Raw genomic sequence first — 22,743 nt, 5'->3', positions numbered from 1 at the left:
AAGCGCTGACTCAGCCAAAGATAATTAGATATCAATCTGGAAACTTAGCCAAAAACAGCTTTTAATCAAAACAGGGACTCAAAAAAGAGAAATCTTATGGCACGATTAAAAGACAAAGTTATTGTGATTACCGGTGCAGCCCGGGGAATTGGTGAAGGCGTCGCCCGCGCGTTTCATGAAGAGGGGGCCACGGTGATTATCACCGACATTCTGGTAGACGAAGGCAAGGCCCTTGCTGCTGAGTTGGGCGAGCAGGCATACTTTTACGAGCTTGATGTCAGTCAGGAACGCCAATGGCAGGATATGAGCGATTGGCTGTATACAACGTTTAATGGTTTACACGGTCTGGTGAATAACGCTGGTATTACCGGCCTTGAGACCCATTCAGGGCCCCATGATCCGGAGCACGTCTCGCTGGAAGACTGGCATCGGGTGCATGCGGTCAATCTGGACGGTACCTTTCTTGGTTGTAAATATGCCATTCAGCTGATGCGCAAGACCAAGAGTAACGGCAGTATTATTAACATGTCGTCGCGCTCAGGGCTGGTTGGGATCCCAGGTGCAGCCGCCTATGCGTCGTCAAAAGCAGCCATTCGCAATCACACCAAAACCGTTGCGCTCTATTGCGCACAGCAGAATTTACCGATCCGCTGTAATTCAATTCACCCGGCTGCGATCATGACTCCTATTTGGGAGCCAATGTTAGGTGAAGGCGAGCAGCGCGAACAAAATATGCAGGCCATTATCGCTAGTTGCCCCATGCACAGGTTTGGCGAGGTGAGCGAAGTGGCTGCGGTATGCGTATTGTTGGCCTCAGACGAAGCCAACTACATGAATGCCTCCGAGCTGACCATCGACGGCGGCGTCTTGGCAGGCAGCTTTAAAGTACAGTCTGACTAAGACTAAGAAACCTTGGTAAGCCAGCCGTGTTTATCTGCGGTCTGGCCCCACTGGATAGCGTTTAAAGCCTTACGTAGCTTCTCGGTGGTGGGTCCCTGCGTGCCACTGCCAACGCGATAATCTTTGCCATCACGGATCAGTGTACCGACGGGCGTGAGCACGGCTGCGGTACCGGACAATGCCGCTTCAGTTTCAGGTTTCGACGCCCGCTCGATTAACTCATCCACACTTAACTCCCGCTCACTGACCTTCATTCCCATGTCCCGCGCGATAGTCAAAATGGAGTCGCGGGTAATGCCATGTAAAAACGAGCTGTCGAGAGCTTTGGTAATCATCTCGTCGCCATCAATCAGGAGGAAGTTCGCTGCGCCAGTCTCCTGCACATCACCGCCTGGACAAAACAGCACCTGATCCGCATTGACGCTCGCGCGCGCCTGCATGATGGGTTGCAAGGCGCTGGCGTAGTTGCCGCCACTTTTTACCATGCCCATATGGGCGGCACAGCGTGAGCCGTGCTCCTCTAACAACAAACGCAGGGGACGGATGCCGCCGCTGAAGTAATCACCGACAGGGGAAAGCAGGACATACAGCATGGAAGTAAGACTTGGACTTGCTGCTTTGCCAATACTAGGTTCGGTACCGATATGAGTTGGCCGGATGTACATTGAACCTGGTGGTTCTGGCACGTCAGTTACGTACTTTTTCACGATATTTACAATCATCTCTTCGAGCAGCTCTGGTGTCACCTTAGGTAGCGCGAGGAGCTGGCTGCTCTGAATGAGTCGCGCAATATTAGCTTCCATTCGAAAGATATTGACCGAGCCATCGTCATGACGAAACGCTTTCAGGCCTTCAAAGCAGGTGCTGGAATAATGCAAAACATGGGCGGCTGGATGCAGACTGATCTGATCGGCCGCAACCTGTACAGGTTGACTCCAACCGTCGCCGTCGAAGGTGCTAAGTGCCATTTCGGGCATAAAACGAGTACCAAAGGCTGCCATGAAAATTTCCTAAAATTGAACGAGCTGTAAAAGACTAACAGAAGTCTACTGGGCTTGCGGGCTAACTGCAAACGCCGGCTCAGGATAGGTCGAAGCCCGCCGCCGGCTGATTTTTGTCATCTGATCGGTTAGAATACATGCAATATAACCTTTGGCTTAGTTGGACAACTAACGGAAAATAGGAGCAGGTAATCGCTACTGTGGAGTATTCCTTTTGGCGCCATATCTCGTTGAGGGCGCAAACGTTAGCAGCATTTTTAGTACCGATAATTCTGGTGGCTGGGCTGTCGTGGATCGTTTCTGTCACCATGGAAAATGTCAGACAGCTCTCGGATAGATCCGATCGTCTGGTGCAGGAAATCTCTGTCCGCAACAGAATGCTGCAAGAAGTCATCAATGCTGAAACAGGTGAGCGTGGCTTCATCATCACCGGTGACGAACAATTTCTTGAGCCGTTTGAACGTGCGCAGTCGAAATTTGCCGGTCTCGCTTCGCAATGGCGCAGCCTTTCAACAGCTGCTGACGACAAGGCGCAGCTTATGCAGATGGAGCAATTGTTCCAGCGCTGGCTGAATGAAATTGCCAAGCCTGCGATTACCGCCCGGGCTAAGCAGCCAATGGCAGATAATGGCGCTGAGTTGGAGAGTGTAAGTCAGGCGCTTGTGGCATCGGGACGTGGCAAACAATTAGTGGATGATATGCGCGAGATCATCCGCAGTACGATTGCCGAAAAGCAGACAGTACTCAGTGGTGTCAACGCCGAACTTATTGATCGCATGAGATTAGTCGAGCGCATGGCCGTGCTATTGCCGGTCATAGGCGTTGGCCTGGGCTTAGCAATTTTGTTACTGATGCAGATGGGGGTCATTTCCAGTATTGACCGCTTACGTAAAACTGCACGTGACGTCGAAAAAGGCGACCTCTCTGCGCGCGTTCATGATAACCGCTCCGATGAACTTGGCATCCTTGCCAGAGATTTCAACCGCATGGTGGATCAGCTTGAGCTTGCCCAGCGAGAAAGCACGGTGTTAGCGGGATTCCAGTCGATGCTGGTGTCCTCTAATGATGAAGATGAGGCCTATGGAGCTGCTGCACGCGCGTTATCGAAGCTATTCCCTGAGTTGAGCGGTGCACTTTATTTGATTGCGCCTTCACGCGACTTCGCTGAATTAGCCACCAGCTGGGGCTTTGCTGAGAAACCTACTGCGCGCTTCCACCCGGAAGACTGTCGGGCACTGCGGCTTGGCCGCACCTATGTGGCAACAGAGGAAAGCGCCGAAATTTTCTGTGCACATGCAGCGTCAAAACATCCCCAGTTTACACTCTGCATTCCGCTGGTCACGCGCGATGAAGTCATGGGTACGCTATTTCTTGCACATGTCTCCAACGGCGATGATGGCATGAGTAAGCACCAAATCGCATTAGCGCAAACCGTTGCTGAAAGATTGTCACTGGCGTTGAGCAACCTACGGTTGACGGAGAGATTACGCCGCGAGTCCGTGCGTGATCCGCTGACCGGGCTATTCAACCGCCGGTACCTGGAAGAGACGCTGGAACGCGAGATTCAGCGTGTCGCGCGCGCTGGCAAACCTTTGTCTATTATCACTCTGGATGTCGATCACTTTAAGCGGTTTAATGATTCCTTTGGTCATGAAGCGGGCGATCGTGTTTTAGAAGAACTGGCGACGGTCATGACAGCTCTGTCGCGTCCGGGCGATGTTGCCTGTCGCTTCGGAGGCGAAGAGTTTATGTTGATTCTACCCGAAGTGGGCGTCGAGCTTGCCAGCGTCAGAGCTGAAGATATGCGCCGCCGGATAGAGTCATTACAACTCAGTTATGGCGGAACCTCACTGGGGACGGTTACCATCTCTCTGGGCGTCGCGACCTATCCGGTTCATACGCTTAAAAAAGAAGAGCTCATCCGGTTTGCTGATAACGCTCTGTACGAGGCAAAAAATGCTGGCCGCAACCAAATCGCTGTGTACAGCAAAGATGGCTCTTCCTAGTAGCTTATTCTTGCTTAACTCTTGAGCAGGTTTTGCTCGTCTGAATTGCGTAGCTCCTCGGTCACTTGTTTATCAATGGTGCGATCGGCACTCACATCTGACTGAGTCAGTTCAGCCAGAGAGCCTTTCTCAGCGGTTTTGCTTTTCGGCTTCGTTGCTGTCACCGCAACAGGTTTTGAGGTGTCTGGTAACTCGGTTTCAAAGCGTAAGCGATAAGTGGGTTCGGGCATCTCGATGGCGGCTTCATCGAAGCCTTGTTTGACGAAGCGAATGGCCTCACTGCGAATTTTCAGTACATCGGTCTGCCGCTGGTCGACCCAGCCCAGTACCCGCAGGACGACAGTGCTGGCACCGAGTTCATGAATCAGGCACTGGGGTGCCGGTTCATCAAGAATACCTTTCATCTGATGTAAAATACTGACGCAGAGCTGCCGCGCATCGGCAAGGTCAGCATCGGGGGTGATATCCACGTAAAAATCCACGCGCCGTAACGGATTAAGGGTGAAGTTGGTCATCGACGAGGTGATGATGACACTGTTGGGAATGCGCAAATGATTGCCGTCCAATGTCATGAGCACGGTATCGCGGGAGGTAAGGCGCACCACGTTACCGGTAAATTCACCAATTTGAATGACATCACCAATCCGAAAGGGGTTGCGGGCGCTTAACAAGATACCAGCCAGATAGTTTTCAACGATATTTCGAAAGGCAAAACCGACGGCAATACCAAACACCCCTGCGACGCCTAAAACAGCGCTAAACAGAGCCGTTGCGTTCAATAATTCCAGGCCGATAATGACTCCTACCGCGGTGACGAGCAGCCGGACCACGCGCTTGCCCAGTAGTGTCGCCAGCTCAGACATTCCAACCCGTTTCATCCAGCCAGTGCGGCGGCTAAGCCAGCCACCGAGAAACCAGAACAGTACAACCACGATAATGGCAATGACAAACAGCGGGAGCATGTCTAAAGCGGTTGCCCCCAGCTCCTGAAATTTATCTGTGACCGACTGTAGCTGACCACTGACGGTCGGCTCTTCATCGACCTCAGGGGGTGGCGTTGTGGTGAGTAAAATCGCGGCCATCGACGGCAATTTGATCATGAAAAAGCCTCTGTAATTGCAGAACTTATTCTTAGTGTAGCTGGTTTTTCCGGTTGTTGGTGAAGCTGGGCTGGGTTATAAGTGGGGCACGGCTTTATCCAAAGGGTGTAACTGCAGTGAAGGCATCTATTTTACGTCATCCCACTGAATCCATGGCGACGACCCTGCGCAAACTGGCAGCGCGCGCCGAGAGTGTCGCGGCCGCCGATGTCTATGGCAGTGGTGCACTGATCGAGAATTTTGAGCAGCGGTTAGCCACAATGCTGGGTAAGCCAGCTGCGCTTTTTTTACCCAGTGGAACCCTGGCGCAGCCGCTGGCGCTGCGTATACATAGTGACCAGCGCAACCAGCGAGGTGTGGCGCTGCACCCAAGCTCACATCTGGTCCTGCATGAGCAAGCCGGTTACCAGCAGCTATGGGGGTTGCAAGGAAAGTTGGTAGGGCAGCGCAACAAAGTGCTTACCTTGGCAGACATCGAACAACTGAATCCAGCAGCGCTGGCTGCGCTGGTGCTGGAGTTACCGATGCGGGAAATCGGTGGGCAGCTGCCGCAGTGGCAGGACTTGCTGGCGCAAGTTGACTGGGCCCGACGGCACAATCTTGCGGTACACTTTGATGGGGCAAGGCTATGGCACTGCCCAGCCTATTACGACAAAAGCTTAGCGGAAATAAGTGCTCTGGCGGATTCGGTTTACGTCAGTTTATACAAAGATATCGGTGGCATTGCCGGAGCTGTGCTGGCCGGGGAAGACGACTTTATTGCGCAGGCAAAGATCTGGAGTCGGCGCGCCGGTGGTAATCTGATTTCCTTTTACCCTTATATTCTTGCCGCGGAGCAGGGGCTGGAGGAAAACCTTGCGAGTATCACTGACGCAGTGCTTTATGCTCAGCAGCTCGGCCCTTTGTTGGCAACGGTTTGTGGTGTTCAGGTGAACCCACCCCAACCGCAGGCGGCCATGTTTCACCTGCACATTGAGCGCGATGCGAACGAACTCGCTAACGTCATTGCGGACTATGCGGAACAGCATGAAATCATCACGCTACCGAAGCCCCGGGGCATAGATTCTGAAGGCAGAGCTATCTGTGAAATAAGTGTCGGACGCAGCACCATGGCGCACCCACCCGAGTTCTGGCGCAAGCATCTGGCTGCATGTTTAACAGCTACAAGCTGACGTTAAACAGAAGAAACATGTCGCCTCCGAGGTTTTGACATCCCGCTGCAGGCGCCACATAATCAAAGACATCGGCTAGTGATGTGAGTCCTTAATGAGCAGATCCATGGAAGAAGAACGCCAATCAGAGCACCACACACCGAAATTTTCGTGGCAGCGTCTGGCCGTCTTTGCCGCGCTCTTTACCGCGTTCACGCTGGCTGGCTTTTATGCCGTCTTCGATCACTTCTCAGGACGAACGTTTAGTTTCGATACCCGGCTTTTGCAGCCCGGGGTGATTCTGGCGACGCTGGTGTTGTTGCTGGTGTATTTTACGGCCGATGGCCTGCGACTCTATTACACTTTGGTTGCCCTGGGTGCACGCATACCGGCCACAGCGATGGCGAAACTGGTCTTTATTAATATTTTCTTTTCCAATATTACGCCGATGGCCACCGGCGGTGGTTTTGCCCAGGTGTGGTTCTTACACGATCACGGTATTTCAGTAGGAAGAGCGACCGCCGCAACGACGATTCGGACTGTACTGGCGATTTTATTTATTTTTTCGCTAACACCTGTACTGTTATTTTTATTACCGACTCTTGGCGCATCTTCGCTGAGCAGCGACATTGGCACAGCACTGCTAGTCGTTGCGATCCTGTACTTTACCTTCTTTGCCGTTGTGTTGCTGCGCGCGCAGTGGCTGATAACGCCGGTGACGCTCATCATCCAGCGCCTTCAGGTTTGGGGCTTAATCTCCGAGCAGAAAGCCAGGCTTTGGTACTTTAAAGTGATGCGTGAGGTGTTGCGGTTCGCACGAAGTTTTTCGGTGTATTGCAAAGGGCCAAAAACAGCCATTGCTTTGTCCGTGCTGGCGACGGGTGTTTTTTTACTATGTCTATTTAGTTTTCCTGCTTTACTCATGTGGGGTCTTGGCTACGATGTGCCATATCTGACCTCTGTCGGCTTATTGGTGGTGACAACCTTTATCATGTATTTTTCTCCGACGCCGGGGGCATCAGGAATTTCAGAAGGGGTGTTTGGCAGCTTTTTTAATGACTTACTGGCGCATGAGCACTTGCTGCTGGTGACGTTTAGCTGGCGCTTTTTAACGATTTATCTCGGTATGATTTTGGGGCTGTTTATTTTGCAGCGCTATTTGATTACACGTAGCCAATGCAACGGTGAGGCCGCATCGTGAGTAAGAAACGTTGGCTGAAAATTCTATTTTACCTGAATGTCGTTATTGTGACGGCGTTAGTGTCCTATAAAGTTTATCTGAATGTGGTCACCCCGGAGTTTTTCGGTGTTCATAACGAACAGCTAGTGGCAATAAATAAAACCATCGAAGCAAAGCAGGATTACAGTTTTGCGGTCGTGGGTAACATCAATAATTCCATCGGTATCTTCGAACGGCGAATTATTCCTCGGCTGAATGCAAGCGAGCTGGATTTTGTCATTTCTGCTGGCAACGCGGTAAGCAGCGGCGGTGAAGATAAATACCGCGCACTAAACGGCACCTTGTCACATCTGGAAAAGCCCTATTTGCTGACCTTTGGCCAGCATGAGTATGAAGAGTTTGGCAGTTTTCGCTTTTATGATCATTATGGCCCGCACTTCTTTACCTTCACCGCCGGGGATAGCCGCTTTATCTTCCTCGACAGCACCGAAAAGACCCCCTGGCGCTGGCAAGCGCGTTGGCTGAAAGATCTTTTGCAGGCCGATACCTCGCGCCATCGTTTTGTTTTTATTGGTCACCCGTTACTACGCCCTGAGGAAGACTTTCTGTTAGCTGAGGCCGACGATTATCTGCAGCCTGAGGCATTTCGCCAGGAACTGTTGGCAACCCTAAGCGAGTACCCGGTGGACCGTGTGTTCTCTGCGAATGTCGCGATGTACGCTGAGCAGCAGCACCATGGAATTCCGTTTATCACCACCGGTGGCGCGGGCGGCCTGGTCTTGAACCAGGATGAAAGCTTCTACCACTATGTGGAAGTCATGGTCAGTGCAGAGCACGGTGTCGAGCATCGGGTCATTGACCTTCCTGTAGGTCAGCACCCGATTCTGAAACAACTAGAAAGCTTCTGGTTTTTTATCCACTCACTTTTTTATGTGGGTTATCTGAATTTTATCCTGCTGGTAAGTCTATTCTTAGCTATCAGTATTAAACTCTACAACGCCGTCTTTGTCGGTAAGTCCTATTACCCGGACTACGATATTGATGCCACGCCGTGGCTTAAGAAATCACTGCAAGTTGCCATGTTCACCAACAACTATTTGCCCTTTATTGGCGGTGTTCCTATTTCCATAGACCGGCTACGACGGGGTCTGATGGCCAGCAAGGATAAGGTTCTGATCGTTGCACCACGCTATCGGGAGAAAGCGGAAGACGAAGAGGATGTGGTGCGCACACCCTCGCTGTTTTCATTTGGCGCCAAAAGCGAATTTAGGTTCGCCAATATTTTTTCCGCTGCGGTACGAAAAAAGGTGAAGCAATTTAAGCCCGACCTGATTCACTCTCATCATCCATTCTGGATTGGCTCACTTGGCGTTTATATGGCCAGGCGGCTGAAGATACCGGTGGTCTATACCTATCACACGCGGCTTGAGCATTACTCTCACAACGTGATTATTCCCGGCAGCCTGTTCAATAATATCATCGTACACGCTCTGGTACGCCGGTTCGCCAATAAATGCGATAGCGTGATTGTGCCGACACACTCAACGGAAGAGTACTTGCGCATGATCGGTGTTAAGGGCGACATCTATGTGCAGCCGACCGGGATCGAGTTTGAGCGTTTCCATAGTGTCGACGAGCAGGCCGTGGCCAAGCTTAAAGCAGAGCTACAGGTAACTGATGAAACTGTGTTTGTCAGCGTGGCGCGATTATCAAACGAGAAGAACATCGATTTTATGATCGAGGCTTTGGCAGCTCTGAAACAGCGTTCAGAGAAAGCTTTTCGCTTTTTACTGATTGGCGATGGTCCACAGCGGCAGCGGTTGCAGGAAAAAGTCGACAGCTTAGGGTTACGACAGCAGGTGACTCTGGTGGGCTCGGTTCCCCCTGAGGCGATGCCAAGCTGGTACCAGTTGGGCGATGTGTTCTTATTTGCCTCGCAGTCAGAAACTCAGGGTATGGTGATCCTGGAAGCAATGGCTGCAGGTCTGCCGGTGGTGGCGGTGCGAGCGAGCGGTATTGATGACGTGATCAAAGAAGGCGCCAATGGCTTTAAAACTCCGGCACGGCAATCCCTATGGTTGGATAAAGTCACTGTGTTGCTGGAAGACCCGGCAACACGAGAGAAGATGGCGCAGCAGGCAATCGACTGTGCTGCGTCTCATTCCATTGAAAATTTTACTGCGGAAGTTCGCACTGTTTATGCTGAGACCCTGGCCCGGTTCGAGCAAAAGCGAAACAAAGGGCAGAAACGGAACCAATCATAATCAAATCCAACCTGTTTCCAGTGCTTTCAGGACCGCCCGGGTGCGATCGCGTACGCCCAGTTTTGCCATGATGGTGGAGACCTGGTTCTTAACCGTACCTTCTGATTTAAACAGGGCGCTGGCAATCTCGCGATTGCTCAGACCGCTAGCCATCAGCCGCAAGACCGCCAGCTCTTTATCAGACAAAGGCTCGGGCTGCTCAGCGCTGGCAAACGCTGGCTGGATCTGGCTCAGGCCTTGCAGCATGCGTTCGGTTACCGCGGGTTGAATCCAGCGTTCGCCATTGGCCACACAGGTAATGGCCTCAACCAAAGTTTCCAGCGCAACGTCTTTCAGCACATAACCACTGGCCCCCTGATGCAAGGCGGCCATCACCGATTCATGATCATCGAAGGTCGTGAGCATCATAACCGGCACGTTTACGCCTGCATCACGCAACTCGGTTAGGGTATCAATACCGCTTAGGCCGGGCATGCGAATATCCATTAAAATGACCTGGGGTGCATTGGCTGGTTCGTTATCTTTTAGTTCCGTTAATGCCTGCTGACCGCTGGCAGCTTCACCAATGACGGCGACCTGATCAGAAAGCTCCAGCAAGCTGCGAATGCCTTGCCGCACCAGCGTTTGATCATCAACCAGATAGACCTTGATCATAGCGGGTCCTGTTGTGGCACTGTTAACGTCGTGCGAAAGCCTTCTGGAGTGACGCTCCAGTTAAGCTCTGCGGCAATGTGTTTAGCTCTTTCCTGCATCCCTTTCAGGCCGTTTCCCGGCTGCCACGCTTGGCGCGCTTTGCCGTTGTCTTGAATGACCAACTGCCATGCCCTGTTGGCTTGAGCCAAAGTGACATGAATACGGGTTGCCTGGCCATGGCGCAGCGAATTGGTGATGGACTCCTGAGCGCAACGGAGCATAGTGTCAGCAACTTGAATGGCATTGATAAGAATAGTCTCGTCAGTCTCCACCTTGATGGCTACTGAGGGCGAGGCGCTGGCCAACTGCTGTAATGCCTGATGAATATCAATGTGGTCATGATCCCGAATATCGGCAACAGCCTCACGAACATCAGCCAGCAATAGTTTTGCCAGAGCGTGGCTGCGATCAATGGACTCGCGGGCTTCGGCATTAGCTTTACGCGCGGCAACTTGTAACTGGATGGTCAGAGCGGTCAGGTGATGGCCAAGCAAGTCATGAATATTGCGGGCGATGCGGGTGCGCTCGGCTTGCTCGGTGGCTGAAGTTAACAGTGCCTGAGTGGCTTTCAGTTCACGATTACTGTGTTCTGCTACGCGTCGGGCTCGCGCCTCGCGTAACTGTGCTGCAGACATCATGGTGGCGAACAAGTTAAAGGCCCAAAACAGCAGTGCCGAGATCCAGGTGTTCTCGATTCCCCAGTACCAGCCAAACACCAGCCAGATCGGTAGCGCAAATAAAGGCGACAGCAGAAAAGCGTTTCGCGTCGACATGAAGTAGGGCAGTTGCGCCGACCAAATAGTGCCGAAAATGGCAACGTAGGTGAAGGGTGTTACAAAATACATTGCGACCACCAGCAGGTACTGCATTGCAATCAACAGAACTCGTGTATGGGGTTCATGTTGAAAAGGTTTGTCGCGGGTACTCAGCAAAAACAGTACGGCAAAACTAATGAATAAAAAGCATAGTAGCGGAAGGATCCAAACTGGCTGCGGGCGTTCACTCAACACCGTGAAATAGATCGTTGAGCCCGCGACGAGGAGCATGGTCATCAGCGCGGAGAACAGTTCTACTGAAATGAGTGTCGAGAGTTTTTTCATGACTTGAGTATGGCACAGCGTTCGCCCCGGACAATAGCCCATAAGTCATGTTTTAAATCATGACCAACAGCACCTGTGCTAAGGACTGATGTTGAGTAAGCTTGTTGCAACTACAACCAGTAGGTTCCGGTTAGACAAGGAGAAACACCATGTTAGTTCTTCATCAGGCTATGCTGTATTTACATATCATCCTCGGTAGTGTTGCCTTAGTGGTCTTCTGGGTTCCTATTGCGGCGCGCAAAGGCGGCAGCAACCATGTGTTATTTGGCAAAATTTATGTCTGGAGTATGTACCTTGTCGCCACCTCGGGCATTTTGATGTCATTGATGGTGTTGGTTCATCCGGCGTTTTTCAAAGCCGGGCTATTGCAGGACGCTACGTCGGCCAAGGATATGTTGCGACAAATCTACTATTTCTGGAGCCTGTTACTGTTTTTGTCGTTATTGACCTTTGTCAGCGTGCGCCAAGCAATGTTGGTACTCAAACATAAACGCAATACCCAAGTATTTCGGCACTGGAGCTATCTGTGGATGCCGGCCATTATGTTCTTGGGTGGAGTCAGTCTGATTAGCATGGCAGTCATCAGCGATGACCGCTTAATTCTGCATTACATTTTTGGCGGGATCGGGCTGATTTCCGGTGTGCAAATGAGACGTTTTGCGTTTGAAAAAAACGCAACGCCAAAGCGTTGGTTGGCGGAGCATATCAGCTCAACTATTGGCTCCGGGATCGCCGTATATACAGCGTTTTTCGCCTTTGGTGCTCGGCAGTGGTTTAACTTTCTGGGTGACTGGCAGTTGCTCGCATGGCTGGTGCCTGGGCTTGTTGGCACTTTCGTTATTTTCTGGGCGACACGCCGCTATGTCGCGCCAACGCGCGCACAGCGGTCGTGAGGAAAATCTTATTCGAACTTTTGTTTGGCAGATTTAATCGCCGTTGATAACGACTGGGTGGCTGCCTCAAGACCTGTGCCGAGTTCAGTCCAGGCATCTTTGCCTGACTTTTTAAAGTCGTTGAGTTTACTTTCGGCTTCGTCTTTGAGGGCCTCAAGCTCCATCATTTTTTCCTTATATTTGATTTCGGAATCCGCTTCCTTTTGTTTTGCTTTGGCTCTGAGACGATCCATTTCGGCTTTCATTTCTTCAATTTGAGCTTCATGTTTTTTCTCAAGCGCTTCTTTACTAGCCATAGCTGCTCTCCTCATTTAGGAATTACACAAAAACGTCTGAACTCACTTAAAAGATGGGCAATAAAGTTAAAACAATCAAGGTTGTGATGGAATACGCGCTCGCTTTAGACCCAATATTAGCAGTCGCCGCTGGTACCAGGAGCTGAAACTATCGATTTTGTTCAACTTCATCCGTTTTGTAAGTTTGGCATGTTGGTCACCACTAAAGCCGAAGACCAGCGCTTGAGCAAAGGTGCGAATTTTTCCTGCTAATGTTGCTGTGTTCTGATTGAGGTACTGCAAAGCTTGCTGCAACTGGAGTTCCTCGTCGGTGAGTTCGGTGCCGAATGGAAATGGCGGAAATAAGCTGGCATCCTGAAAGGGTTTAAGTGCCGCTTCGATAGCGGCAGGAGTATTACGTTGCCAGGCGCTCGGGAGCTGAAAATCAGGCGCGACTTTACCAGCATCTTTGGCCTGTTTTAGCAGCTCAGGCTGAAATCTGGCGTCGGCGATGCGGATGAGCGCAAGATAGATCTCTTCATCCTTTTTCCCTCTGAGGTCGGCGATACCATACTCAGTCACAACAATATCGCGGAGGTGGCGGGGGATTGTGCAGTGACCATAGGAAAAGACAATCGTTGAATCTGTTTTCCCCTTTGACGTTCGTGTGCTGCGCAGGGTTATGATGGAACGCGCGTCTGGCAGCTCGTGCGCCATGGCGACGAAGTTATACTGCCCACCCACGCCACTTAGAACCCGTCCGTCTTCCAGTCCGTCAGAAACTAAAGCGCCATTTAAGGTGCACTTGATGGCCGAATTGATGAAGCGCCCGTTTATGCGTTGTGCGACTTTAAGTCGCTGATCACCGAATCGATGATTGGTGAGGTTGTTAATATAATTGACGCTCGTCATGCAGATACGTTCGCGCTGGTCTTCGGGGAGACGCTGCAAATTCTGGTAAAATGCATTGGGTCCAAGGAAGAATCCGCCATGCATCACCACGCCATGTTTTAACCGCGCATCATCCCCGTGTTGAGGGTCGACCGCCCCTTGGTTGATCTGTTCTTGTAGTTCTGCGTCGGGGTAGACGTTGCGAGTCAGAATACCTGCTTCCAGTAAATGTAAAAAACCCTCTACCATCATTTCACTGCAGCCATATAACCCTTGCTTGAACGGACCTGTACCTCCTTCTTTGGCTGTTACCGGGAATTGTTCTGCGAGCTTCAGCGAGCGATGAAGCTTGTTCCAGTCGGTGTTTTTTTCATGGCGCAAACAGGTACTATAAACAACGGCTGAACCTAACGAGCCGATGCCGACCTGCAATGTCCCCCCGTCTTTCAGCAAACTGCTGGCGTAAAAACCAATCATGTGATCGACCGCATTGATGCGGCTTTGCGGTACCGGGAACAGTGGATAATCCGTGCTGTCATTTTGCAAGATGAAATCAAAAGTACTCGCCGGAATAGCAGCATCCAGAGCAAAAAATGGGAGATTCTGATTACACTCGGCAATTAAGGCGATGGGCTTCTCTTGTGTTTCAGCAGCACGTAACTGCTGAAACAGGTCAAGCGATAAGTCAGGGTTACAGCTGAGACTGATGTGCTCTGGCGTGGCTTTGTTGTCGGCAGCAACCAGTTGGGCAACGGCATTGATGCCAAGCGCCCGTAGATCACGGATAGCGTGGGTATAATTGGTACAAATATAGCGCCGCTGTTGTTCATCGTGCTTGAGAAAGGCACCCGTTTGAAAGAAAAACTCGGAGACCTTTACGTTATCGGGCAACCTTTGCTTGAGTACGTCCCGGGCAAAATCCAATTCAGGGACATCGCCGTAAAGACGTTCAATGATGGGGATCATGAACCTTGCTTTTAAACCACTTCCAGGGGCAGGAGGCACCAAGGATAATGCGGTGACAATATGCAGATCAATCGAAGCGTCTGCTTTAGCGCGTTGATACAAAGCGTTAGTAAAATGAACCGGCTTTCCTAAACCAAGGGGCAGCCCTAAAATGATTTTCTTGCCAACGCGCTCGATGAGCTGTTCAACACAGTCATCGGTAGTTGCAAGATGGCGCGGACGGTCATGACGCATAGCAAAGTTCCTGATCAGTCATCGTTAACCCCTTCTGCGGCTAGCAGCTCTCGTAACTTTTGTTCATGAGAGCCCAGTTTATAGCTGTGCCGCATCATGCCTTGCCAGGGGTCGTTCTTCTGTGCCAAACGGCGCGGAATCGTCTCGATGGTCCAGCTTTGCGGGCCAGCGCCATCCTCAAGCTCCTGCCATTCTATCGGCGTAGCCACTGAAGCAGTCGGCTGCGCGCGAACGGCGTAGGGTGCGACAGACGTCGCCCCGTATGCATTACGCAGCATATCCAGAAAGATTTTCCCGTCTCGTTTATCCTTACGCTGCTCAAGGGTATAGTCGTCGGGGTGTCGGTTCACCAGGACCCGCGCGCAGTCCTTGGCGAATTCACGAACCTGTTCAAAGTCGGCGCTACGATCCAGCGGCACAATAAGGTGAAAACCATTTGCACCTGAGGTCTGGATCCAGGTTTGCATGTCCACTTCTGCCATCAACTCGCGTACGCGCAGTGACGCCTGGCGCAGTGCTGCTGCGGGGTCGCCGGTACTGGGCGGGTCCAGATCAAAGACCAGCTTGTCAGGATGCTCGAGGTCGTCGGTACGTGCTAAGTAAAGGTGAGGGGTAATGACCGCCTGGTTGGCCAGATAAATTAATGCGGCGGCACTGTCGACCACCGGCGCATGAAACTGCCCACCTTCACGTTTCTCGATAGCCACCCTGGTGATCCAGTCAGGAAAATAATCAGGGGTGTCTTTATTAAAAAAGCTATCACCCTGCACACCGTCGGGAAAACGCTCCATGCTGACGCCATAATGCTGCATATGCGGCACCATGATGTCCGCGACTTTCTCGTAGTAATCGATTAAATCACCCTTACTGAGACCCGCGTCAGGAAAGAACATTTTATCGCGTTTCGATAGGTCAATCTGATGTCCGTCGACTTTCATAAACGTTTACTCCCCCTAAAGGTCCGCCACTTGCTCGGTATCTTCTTTGTGCACGTCGGTAGCGTGCTTGTCCCGGCGCAACCCCTGAAAACGCGGGTGGCGTAGCTTATCGTCTGCGGTCCATTCACTAAAGGCAACTTCACAGACGAGCTCTGGGCGAACAAAGGTGATCGCCTCGCCTGTTGGTGAGTTTTCATCGTAGGGTGATGTTTTGCGGCTCAACGACTGCAGTTTTTCATGGAGCCGCGTTAAGGTTTCATCATCGAACCCCGTGCCGACATCACCGGCATAAACCAGCTTGTCATCGCGATAGAAGCCCAGCAGTAAGGCACCAAAGCCAATCCGCTCGCCACTTGGCGCGGTGAAACCGCAAATCACAAACTCTTGTTGCATTAAACATTTAAATTTCAGCCAGTGGGGCGAACGACTATGCACATAGCGGCTGCTTGCCAGCTTGGCGATGAGGCCCTCCCAGCCGCGCTCACAGGCTTCTTTATAGTAGTTGATACCGTCGCCATTGCGATGCGCGGTAAAGCGCAGAGGGTCGTCCCATTGCAATGCACTGCGGAGTAACTTCTTCCGCCCGCGCAAACTACATTTGGTAAGGTTATGGCCGTCCAGATACAGGCAGTCGAACAGGTAATAATAGACCCGCACGTCACTGTTCCGGGCTTCCTCTTCTGAACTGACATTCATGCGCCCCTGCAGTTGTTGAAAGTCACTGACTCCCTCAGCATTGAGCGCAACCACTTCACCGTCAAAAATGGCACCGCGCGGTGCCTGTTGCTGCAAGGCTTCGACCAGTTCCGGATAGCTTGTGTTGAGGCATTTCTTGTTGCGCGAGCACAGCTTTACCTGGCCCTGAGTGTCGACATAAGCAAGAATTCGTTCACCATCAAGTTTACGCTCATACATCCACGCATCGTCGGCAAAATGGTCATGAGTCAGTTTGGCCAGCATTGGAGCTAGCCAATCGGGCATGGCCTGCTCATTTGCTTGTTCGCGATCATCCTCATCCAGGTGCTGGATAAAATCAGTCATCAGCTGAGGCTTCCTCATCAGCGATCTCAGACAAACTGCGCTGGGTCTTTACCGAATTGCTTTGCGTAGAGACCGGATTACGGCGCGCATCGGCTTCTTCATCGTCCATCTTCACTAGCAGCCAGCGCTCATCATCGCCGCTATCTGTGCGAATCAGAGCGTAGCCTCCGGTCAGTTTCTCGCCCTCCAGCCAGATCGTGGCATGACCATCGGCAAGTTGCTCGGCAACTGACTTAGGCTCATCGCCATTGCTTGCGTCTTTATGGTTGCGATAACAGCCTCTGTCCCAGACCATCACAGTGCCGCCCCCGTATTCGTCCTCAGGGATGGTGCCCTCAAAGTCGGCATAGGTCAGCGGATGATCTTCCGTGGGCAACGCCAGACGTTGTTCGGAGGGATCGGTGGAAGGGCCTTTGGGGACCGCCCAGGATTTAAGGACGCCATCCACTTCAATGCGAAAGTCATAATGCAGATTGGACGCATCATGTTTTTGTATAACAAACACCGGACGGCTTTCCGCCCAGTCAAAGCTGACATCATCGGCTTTTGGCTCAGATGTTTTGCGGAAGTCTCTTTTGTCACTGTAGCTGTCAGTGTCTGAGGATGCCATGGCTGCTCCCTCCCGTCGGTTGCGGCTGGTGCAGAAAAAAGCCAGCACAATGGCTGGCTTAAATTAGTTCATCTTGAAAGCTCTTTACATCGCTTAACTGTAAGTACGCGAAGCTTTGACGATTTTTTCAGCCAGCTGTGGTGTTTCACAGTGATTGGCGATATCGCCTAAAGTGACAACACCGACCAAATCCTTGTTCTCGCGGTCGTTAAGCACTAATAATCGCTGAACCTTTTGCTCAACCATATTTTGCACAACTGACTCAATATCTTCGTCCTGATACGTATACAAGACGCGTTCAGTAGCGATACTGCTGGCCTTGTCATCAAGGCTTTTGCCTTCAGCTACAGCGCGAACAGTAACGTCGCGGTCGGTAATGACGCCGGTCACTTTGTTGGCATCGGTGAGCGGTTCAAAGCCGCTCTTATTGTTGCGCATGGTAAGCGCAGCTTCGCGAATGGTTACGTTATCTTTCAGATACTGCGGTTGAGTTGTCATTACATTTTTAACTTGCATGATTACGCCTCCCTTCTTTGCTTTAAAGTACAAAATTAAGGCTAAAACTGCAGTTGAATGTGCAGTTCAAGTTCATTTCCCTGCACCTGTTAAGTATAGGAACGATGGCGAAAACTTCAAATTCAGCCCGAAGCTGTTGAGTTACCAGCTTAATCTCTGGGGTCTTTGTCATCGTGCTGATGCCAGATTCTAAAGCGGATCACTGCGTACCAAAAAAAGCCGACAACAAACATCAGCAGGGCGACGACATTTAACTGATCGCGGGCTTCATACGCATCTGCGGTCAGGTAAAACCAGAGCAACCCAGCGATAAGCAAAAACAGCGCAATGACCCCCTGAATTTGCAGGTGTTTAGCGGTGTTCTTGGTGGTTATTTCACGTTTGGGGTGCTTTTGCTGTTCCGGTTCATCACGTTTCACATAGCCACAACCTGGACAACTGTACTTGCTGTCCAGAACCTGATCTTCGCATTTAGGACATTTTTCAATTGGCATCAGCCCACCTATCCGTTGTTGAGAACTTAATAGTAAGTGTAGAAGAAATAGCTGATTTTTCATCAAAATCCGGGTGTGTTGTCAGGCGCAACTGGAAAAGTTGATTTTTTCATCACTGAGTGACACCTTTAATTCAGAGCTGTGAAATAAACGACGCCTGCAGGGAGCGACGCTATGCGCACGCAACAGCTAATTCCGCTTTGGCTAAAAGTGGCTTATACGATCATGGTGGCCATCATCGTACCGGTTTACTGGCATACGCTGGGGCCTACGAATTTTCTTTGGTTCTCGGATATTGCCCTGATTGTGCTGGTACCCGCTCTGTGGTGGGAAAATCGTTTGCTGGCCAGCACGATGGCCGTGGCGGTGTTGTTACTGGAGTTATCCTGGACGGCCGACTTTCTTGCTGCCGGCCAGCTGACACAAGTCGCGCTCTACATGTTTAGCGGCGAAACCTCCTGGCCGGTGCGAGTATTATCGGGGATTTTTCATCTGGCACTGCCGCCTGTGCTTATCTTTATGCTGATCAAGCTGGGTTATGATAAACGGGCTTATCCATTACAGATTCTGATCGCGCTCGTCGTTGTTCCTCTAAGTTACCTGCTGACCGAGCCGGAGGACAACATCAACTGGGTGTATGGGCTGGGTGAGCAGCGTACGGATTTGCCGCCACTTCTTTATCTCACCCTGCTGTTGGCGGGCTTTATCCTTCTTATATATACGCCCTCGCACTTTATTTTTAAGCGGCTGTTCGCACCTCGTTAGCGGCTTCGGCTTAAGGAATTGGCAATCCTTTGCTATACTGAGTCATGAAAACAAGATCAAAACGCACTTACATTTTAATGATTAAGGAGGCTTTATGACTGGGCCAATGAATCCTAAAGTTAAAAAGAACGAGCAGGATCTGACGGAAGAAGAAAAGCGGAAACTGCAATCGGAGCAGGATAAAGAGAATCAAAGTCGCGAAGATCACAGTCGGCCAGATTCGACGCACGGCAATCACTCGCAGAAAGACAAGCAGATTGCTCCAGAACAACGTGGACAAGACGACCGCTAACGCTTTGGTAATTGACAGGAACCTTACTCAAACTGTCAATTACTGCAAACTTCCTTTGTAATTTACCGCTAAAACACGTAGATTACGCGCCTATTTTTTAGTCGGGTGCGTAATCGTGATTTCTGCTGCAAACATCACCATGCAATTTGGTGCAAAACCTCTTTTCGAAAATATCTCTGTTAAATTTGGCGACGGCAACCGGTACGGTTTGATCGGCGCAAATGGCTGCGGTAAATCAACATTCATGCGCATTCTGAGCGGTGAGCAGGAACCTTCTGCGGGAAATATCTCGATTGAGCCAAACATGCGTGTGGGGAAGCTGCGCCAGGATCAGTTTGCCTACGAGCAATACAGCGTGGTTGATACGGTCATTATGGGTCACGAGGAACTTTGGCAGGTCAAAGCTGAGCGTGATCGCATTTATGGCTTAGCGGAGATGAGTGAAGAAGATGGCATGCGCGTGGCTGACCTCGAAGTGGCATTCGCTGAGATGGATGGCTACACCGCAGAATCACGTGCCGGAGAACTGTTGTTAGGCGTCGGGATACCACTGGAAGCGCATTACGGTTTGATGAGCGACATCGCTCCGGGTCTGAAATTAAGGGTGCTGCTGGCGCAGGTATTGTTTTCTGAGCCTGACATTATGCTGCTCGATGAGCCGACCAACAACCTCGATATTAATACCATACGCTGGCTGGAAACGGTGTTGAATGAACGTCAGGCGACCATGATCATCATTTCGCACGATCGTCACTTTTTAAATAGCGTTTGCACGCACATGGCAGATATCGATTATGGCGAACTACGTGTTTATCCTGGCAACTACGACCAGTACATGTTTGCCGCAACTCAGGCGCGTGAGCAGCTATTGAACGACAATGCCCGCAAGAAAGAGAAAATTGCCGAGCTGCAGCAGTTTGTCAGCCGCTTCTCTGCGAATGCCTCTAAGGCAAAACAGGCAACGTCACGCGCCAAGCAAATCGAAAAAATTCAATTGGCCGAAGTCAAAGCGTCGAGTCGGGTCAGCCCTTTCATTCGCTTCGAACAAGAGAAGAAGCTCTACCGCTTAGCCCTGGAACTGGAAAACGTGAACAAGTCGTTTGATGACTTACACGTGTTAAAGAACGTCAGTGCAATGATCGAAGTCGGCGAAAAAGTTGCGATTCTTGGTGCCAACGGTATCGGTAAAACGACATTGTTGAAGTCGCTGGTTGGACAGCACACACCTGAAGATGGACTGATTAAGTGGTCGGAAAACGTCACTATTGGTTATTACGCGCAGGATCACGCGGACTGGTTCAAAGACAAGATCAGCGTGTTTGACTGGATGAGCCAGTGGAAACAGCCACACCATGACGAGCAGGCCATCCGCGGCGTGCTTGGACGCATGCTGTTTTCCCAGGACGACATCAAAAAGCCTGTCACCATTTTGTCAGGTGGTGAAAAAGGCCGGATGATTTTTGGCAAACTCATCATGCAGCGGCCCAACGTCCTGATCATGGATGAGCCAACCAACCACCTGGACATGGAATCCATTGAGGCCTTGAACCTGGCGTTGGAACATTACGACGGAACCCTGCTGTTTGTCAGTCACGACCGCGAATTTGTCTCTTCACTGGCCTCCCGTATTATCGAGTTAACCGATAAAGGTATGCGCGACTTTTCAGGTAGCTACGACGACTATCTGCGGCAGCAGATGCAGTCCTGACCAGTAGCATCTGACCGCGCTGCACGGTCGGATGACTCTGGCAGCGTGCGCAGATCATTTATGCCATTGTTGGACACGGTTTTATCTCAGCGTAATGGGTCTATACTAGAAAGAGTAAACTTTCTAAGCTAGTCAAGACGTTGCAAGGGATGACAATGGAAAAACGACTGCGCATAGTGCTGTCAGTAATGGCCACGTTATTCTTGACGGCATGCCAACTGCCACCGCGCGCGAGTATCGAAGAAAGCTACGCCCTTCCCACCTCAATCACCAAGGCAACCACATTAGGAAGCGCAGTTGCTGAACAAACTGCTCAGCACCCGGGCCAGTCCGGCGTTCACATTCTCGCCGATTCCCAGCAAGCTTTCGCCTCGCGCATCCAGCTCGTGCAAGGAGCTGAGCAATCTATTGATTTGCAGTACTATATCTGGCGTTTCGATAATACCGGAAGCCTGCTGACGAATGAGCTGGTGAAGGCTGCTGATCGCGGTGTCCGGGTACGCTTGCTATTGGACGACTTTGAAACAACAGGTATGGATGCGCAACTTAGCCGACTGCATCGGCATGCCAATATCGAAGTACGGTTGTTTAACCCCTTTGTGATGCGCTCGCAGAAATGGTTTGGCTTTATTACTGATCTCGACCGCGCAAACCGGCGCATGCATGGTAAAACATTTACCGTCGACAGCAGTGTCACCATTACCGGTGGCCGAAATATTGCCGATGCCTATTTTGGTGCCACCGACGAATTTATTTTTTCCGACCTGGATGTGCTGGCCATTGGTCCAGTGGTTGACGATGTGCAGCAGGAGTTCGATGCTTACTGGAATAGTAAGTCCGTTTACCCCATCGACTTAATCTATACGCCGGATGATCCTTTGGCAGGCTCAGAGCCCGTTTCGGCTATCGTTCGTAGCCGCAGCAACAATGAGCATGCAGGTAAGTATAAAGCGGCCGCAACTGAGTCTCGTTTTCTCGAAAAGTTAGTAAGAGATGAGCTGGAGTTGACCTGGGCCTCGACGCAAATGCTAAGTGATGACCCGCGCAAAGGGCTGGGAAAGGCGCGTGACAGTGCGCAACTCTATCCGCAGCTGGAACAGGCCATTAGCGAAGCACAGCAAAGTCTCTATCTGGTGACTCCCTACTTAATTCCCACTGCTTCCGGAGTTGAAATTCTGAAGACACTGGCGGCGCGGGATGTTGATATAAGCATCCTGACCAACTCACTGGCGGCGACAGATCTAGCCATTGTTTACGCGGGTTATGGTAAATGGCGGCAAGAATTACTCGAGGCGGGTATCAAGCTTTACGAGTTACGTCCAACGGATGCGCAACTTGATGAGGAGCAGGAGCCGGCCGGCAGCTTTAGCCTATCACCAGGATCCAGTTTGCACGCCAAAGCAGTGGCAATTGACGGTCAGAAGCTGTTTATTGGCTCGTTTAACTTTGATCCGCGTTCGGCGAACCTTAATACCGAACTGGGTTTTATGATTGAAAGCCCTGAACTGGCGCGAGATTTAGGTCAGCTGTTTGACTCAAGGGTGCGTAAGCGGGCCTATCGGCTGACACTTGACGAGCAGGGCGATCTGGTCTGGATTGAGCACCAGCAGGAGCAAGTGCTGACCTATAACAAGGACCCCGAAACCAGCTGGTGCCGGCGCAGCTATGTCTGGTTCATGTCACTGCTCCCAATTGATTACTTTTTATGAAGTGCTGGTCGCGTCA

Annotated in this window: 21 protein-coding genes; 10 read left to right on the top strand and 11 right to left on the bottom strand. The window is 51.1% G+C overall.

Going from position 1 to position 22,743, the window contains the following annotated elements; genetic code table 11:
* Positions 1 to 96 precede the first annotated feature (96 nt).
* A complete protein-coding gene (locus J6J34_RS03265) occupies positions 97 to 900 on the top strand; it encodes an SDR family oxidoreductase (protein ID WP_301721028.1) in 804 nt (267 codons plus the stop codon).
* Positions 901 to 902: 2 nt separating this feature from the next.
* Here the strand turns inward: J6J34_RS03265 and J6J34_RS03260 are convergent, their stop codons facing one another.
* Entirely contained in the window at positions 903 to 1,901 is a 999-nt protein-coding gene (locus tag J6J34_RS03260) for a branched-chain amino acid aminotransferase (RefSeq protein ID WP_301721030.1), read from the bottom strand.
* Positions 1,902 to 2,101: 200 nt separating this feature from the next.
* On the opposite strand from J6J34_RS03260, the gene J6J34_RS03255 reads away from it, so the two are divergent.
* Positions 2,102 to 3,907, top strand: coding sequence for a diguanylate cyclase (locus tag J6J34_RS03255; protein WP_301721031.1), 1,806 nt, complete (start codon positions 2,102 to 2,104; stop codon positions 3,905 to 3,907).
* A 14-nt stretch (positions 3,908 to 3,921) separates the two neighbouring features.
* Here J6J34_RS03255 and J6J34_RS03250 read toward each other — a convergent pair whose 3' ends face one another.
* Complete coding sequence (locus tag J6J34_RS03250) at positions 3,922 to 5,007, bottom strand: mechanosensitive ion channel family protein (RefSeq protein WP_301898490.1); 1,086 nt, start codon at positions 5,005 to 5,007, stop codon at positions 3,922 to 3,924.
* 116 nt (positions 5,008 to 5,123) lie between these two features.
* Between J6J34_RS03250 and J6J34_RS03245 the strand changes: the two genes are divergently transcribed.
* The 3 genes from J6J34_RS03245 (at position 5,124) to J6J34_RS03235 (ending at position 9,602) form a co-directional block, all read left to right on the top strand.
* Positions 5,124 to 6,179: a threonine aldolase family protein gene (locus tag J6J34_RS03245; protein ID WP_301898489.1), complete on the top strand. Its 1,056-nt coding sequence runs from the start codon at positions 5,124 to 5,126 to the stop codon at positions 6,177 to 6,179.
* 94 nt (positions 6,180 to 6,273) lie between these two features.
* Positions 6,274 to 7,359: a lysylphosphatidylglycerol synthase transmembrane domain-containing protein gene (locus tag J6J34_RS03240; RefSeq protein WP_301898488.1), complete on the top strand. Its 1,086-nt coding sequence runs from the start codon at positions 6,274 to 6,276 to the stop codon at positions 7,357 to 7,359.
* Positions 7,356 to 9,602, top strand: coding sequence for a glycosyltransferase (locus J6J34_RS03235; protein ID WP_301898487.1), 2,247 nt, complete (start codon positions 7,356 to 7,358; stop codon positions 9,600 to 9,602). The genes J6J34_RS03240 and J6J34_RS03235 overlap by 4 nt, the downstream gene beginning before the upstream one ends.
* Here J6J34_RS03235 and J6J34_RS03230 read toward each other — a convergent pair whose 3' ends face one another.
* On the bottom strand, positions 9,603 to 10,256 hold the full coding sequence (locus tag J6J34_RS03230) for a response regulator (protein WP_301721037.1): 654 nt from the start codon (positions 10,254 to 10,256) through the stop codon (positions 9,603 to 9,605). It lies immediately after the preceding gene.
* Positions 10,253 to 11,395 (bottom strand): sensor histidine kinase, encoded by a 1,143-nt coding sequence (locus J6J34_RS03225; protein WP_301721038.1) that lies wholly within the window; start codon positions 11,393 to 11,395, stop codon positions 10,253 to 10,255. Before J6J34_RS03225 ends, J6J34_RS03230 begins: the two co-directional genes overlap by 4 nt.
* Before the next feature lie 149 nt (positions 11,396 to 11,544).
* Here J6J34_RS03225 and J6J34_RS03220 point away from each other — a divergent pair, with 149 nt between their 5' ends.
* Complete coding sequence (locus J6J34_RS03220; RefSeq protein ID WP_301721039.1) at positions 11,545 to 12,288, top strand: hypothetical protein; 744 nt, start codon at positions 11,545 to 11,547, stop codon at positions 12,286 to 12,288.
* A gap of 8 nt (positions 12,289 to 12,296) precedes the next feature.
* On the opposite strand, the gene J6J34_RS03215 is transcribed toward J6J34_RS03220, so the two are convergent.
* The 7 genes from J6J34_RS03215 to J6J34_RS03185 all read right to left on the bottom strand — a co-directional run bounded on the left by J6J34_RS03215 (position 12,297) and on the right by J6J34_RS03185 (position 18,253).
* The gene (locus tag J6J34_RS03215; protein ID WP_301721041.1) at positions 12,297 to 12,584 is read right to left on the bottom strand and encodes a sll1863 family stress response protein; all 288 of its coding nucleotides are present in this window, start codon (positions 12,582 to 12,584) and stop codon (positions 12,297 to 12,299) included.
* A gap of 75 nt (positions 12,585 to 12,659) precedes the next feature.
* On the bottom strand, positions 12,660 to 14,654 hold the full coding sequence (locus J6J34_RS03210; protein WP_301898486.1) for an acetyl-CoA hydrolase/transferase C-terminal domain-containing protein: 1,995 nt from the start codon (positions 14,652 to 14,654) through the stop codon (positions 12,660 to 12,662).
* Positions 14,655 to 14,668: 14 nt separating this feature from the next.
* Entirely contained in the window at positions 14,669 to 15,592 is a 924-nt protein-coding gene (ligD, locus tag J6J34_RS03205) for a non-homologous end-joining DNA ligase (RefSeq protein ID WP_301898485.1), read from the bottom strand.
* Between the two features lie 15 nt (positions 15,593 to 15,607).
* Positions 15,608 to 16,633 (bottom strand): non-homologous end-joining DNA ligase, encoded by a 1,026-nt coding sequence (gene ligD / locus J6J34_RS03200; RefSeq protein ID WP_301898484.1) that lies wholly within the window; start codon positions 16,631 to 16,633, stop codon positions 15,608 to 15,610.
* Positions 16,626 to 17,243 carry a DNA polymerase ligase N-terminal domain-containing protein gene (locus J6J34_RS03195; RefSeq protein ID WP_301898483.1) on the bottom strand — a complete coding sequence of 206 codons (618 nt, stop codon included), beginning with the start codon at positions 17,241 to 17,243 and terminating at the stop codon, positions 16,626 to 16,628. Before J6J34_RS03195 ends, ligD (J6J34_RS03200) begins: the two co-directional genes overlap by 8 nt.
* A gap of 93 nt (positions 17,244 to 17,336) precedes the next feature.
* Positions 17,337 to 17,759 (bottom strand): CBS domain-containing protein, encoded by a 423-nt coding sequence (locus J6J34_RS03190; RefSeq protein ID WP_301721047.1) that lies wholly within the window; start codon positions 17,757 to 17,759, stop codon positions 17,337 to 17,339.
* A 149-nt stretch (positions 17,760 to 17,908) separates the two neighbouring features.
* Entirely contained in the window at positions 17,909 to 18,253 is a 345-nt protein-coding gene (locus J6J34_RS03185) for a zinc ribbon domain-containing protein (protein ID WP_301721048.1), read from the bottom strand.
* A 174-nt stretch (positions 18,254 to 18,427) separates the two neighbouring features.
* Here J6J34_RS03185 and J6J34_RS03180 point away from each other — a divergent pair, with 174 nt between their 5' ends.
* From J6J34_RS03180 to J6J34_RS03165, 4 genes are all read left to right on the top strand, one after another.
* Positions 18,428 to 19,018 (top strand): hypothetical protein, encoded by a 591-nt coding sequence (locus tag J6J34_RS03180; RefSeq protein WP_301721050.1) that lies wholly within the window; start codon positions 18,428 to 18,430, stop codon positions 19,016 to 19,018.
* 94 nt (positions 19,019 to 19,112) lie between these two features.
* Positions 19,113 to 19,310, top strand: a complete 198-nt coding sequence (locus J6J34_RS03175) for a hypothetical protein (RefSeq protein WP_301721051.1) — start codon at positions 19,113 to 19,115, stop codon at positions 19,308 to 19,310.
* Between the two features lie 115 nt (positions 19,311 to 19,425).
* Positions 19,426 to 21,018 carry an ABC-F family ATPase gene (locus tag J6J34_RS03170; RefSeq protein WP_301721052.1) on the top strand — a complete coding sequence of 531 codons (1,593 nt, stop codon included), beginning with the start codon at positions 19,426 to 19,428 and terminating at the stop codon, positions 21,016 to 21,018.
* 155 nt (positions 21,019 to 21,173) lie between these two features.
* Positions 21,174 to 22,727 (top strand): phospholipase D family protein, encoded by a 1,554-nt coding sequence (locus J6J34_RS03165; protein WP_301898482.1) that lies wholly within the window; start codon positions 21,174 to 21,176, stop codon positions 22,725 to 22,727.
* The last annotated feature ends 16 nt before the right edge of the window (positions 22,728 to 22,743 follow it).

This window comes from Pseudidiomarina terrestris, from assembly GCF_030466405.1.
Taxonomy (GTDB): domain Bacteria; phylum Pseudomonadota; class Gammaproteobacteria; order Enterobacterales; family Alteromonadaceae; genus Pseudidiomarina; species Pseudidiomarina terrestris.
Note: the sequence above shows the minus strand (reverse complement) of the source record. Positions and strands in the feature narration are given on the sequence as shown.

What these genes read in the sequence shown, in the direction of transcription:
- J6J34_RS03265 (WP_301721028.1), top strand. Translation starts at nt 97, where the DNA reads ATGGCACGATTAAAAGACAAAGTTATTGTGATTACCGGTGCAGCCCGG.
- J6J34_RS03230 (WP_301721037.1), bottom strand. Translation starts at nt 10,256, where the DNA reads ATGATCAAGGTCTATCTGGTTGATGATCAAACGCTGGTGCGGCAAGGC.
- J6J34_RS03215 (WP_301721041.1), bottom strand. Translation starts at nt 12,584, where the DNA reads ATGGCTAGTAAAGAAGCGCTTGAGAAAAAACATGAAGCTCAAATTGAA.
- ligD (WP_301898484.1), bottom strand. Translation starts at nt 16,633, where the DNA reads ATGACTGATTTTATCCAGCACCTGGATGAGGATGATCGCGAACAAGCA.
- ligD (WP_301898485.1), bottom strand. Translation starts at nt 15,592, where the DNA reads ATGAAAGTCGACGGACATCAGATTGACCTATCGAAACGCGATAAAATG.
- J6J34_RS03195 (WP_301898483.1), bottom strand. Translation starts at nt 17,243, where the DNA reads ATGGCATCCTCAGACACTGACAGCTACAGTGACAAAAGAGACTTCCGC.
- J6J34_RS03210 (WP_301898486.1), bottom strand. Translation starts at nt 14,654, where the DNA reads ATGCGTCATGACCGTCCGCGCCATCTTGCAACTACCGATGACTGTGTT.
- J6J34_RS03240 (WP_301898488.1), top strand. Translation starts at nt 6,274, where the DNA reads ATGAGCAGATCCATGGAAGAAGAACGCCAATCAGAGCACCACACACCG.
- J6J34_RS03250 (WP_301898490.1), bottom strand. Translation starts at nt 5,007, where the DNA reads ATGATCAAATTGCCGTCGATGGCCGCGATTTTACTCACCACAACGCCA.
- J6J34_RS03185 (WP_301721048.1), bottom strand. Translation starts at nt 18,253, where the DNA reads ATGCCAATTGAAAAATGTCCTAAATGCGAAGATCAGGTTCTGGACAGC.
- J6J34_RS03175 (WP_301721051.1), top strand. Translation starts at nt 19,113, where the DNA reads ATGACTGGGCCAATGAATCCTAAAGTTAAAAAGAACGAGCAGGATCTG.
- J6J34_RS03190 (WP_301721047.1), bottom strand. Translation starts at nt 17,759, where the DNA reads ATGCAAGTTAAAAATGTAATGACAACTCAACCGCAGTATCTGAAAGAT.
- J6J34_RS03180 (WP_301721050.1), top strand. Translation starts at nt 18,428, where the DNA reads ATGCGCACGCAACAGCTAATTCCGCTTTGGCTAAAAGTGGCTTATACG.
- J6J34_RS03165 (WP_301898482.1), top strand. Translation starts at nt 21,174, where the DNA reads ATGGAAAAACGACTGCGCATAGTGCTGTCAGTAATGGCCACGTTATTC.
- J6J34_RS03260 (WP_301721030.1), bottom strand. Translation starts at nt 1,901, where the DNA reads ATGGCAGCCTTTGGTACTCGTTTTATGCCCGAAATGGCACTTAGCACC.
- J6J34_RS03225 (WP_301721038.1), bottom strand. Translation starts at nt 11,395, where the DNA reads ATGAAAAAACTCTCGACACTCATTTCAGTAGAACTGTTCTCCGCGCTG.
- J6J34_RS03220 (WP_301721039.1), top strand. Translation starts at nt 11,545, where the DNA reads ATGTTAGTTCTTCATCAGGCTATGCTGTATTTACATATCATCCTCGGT.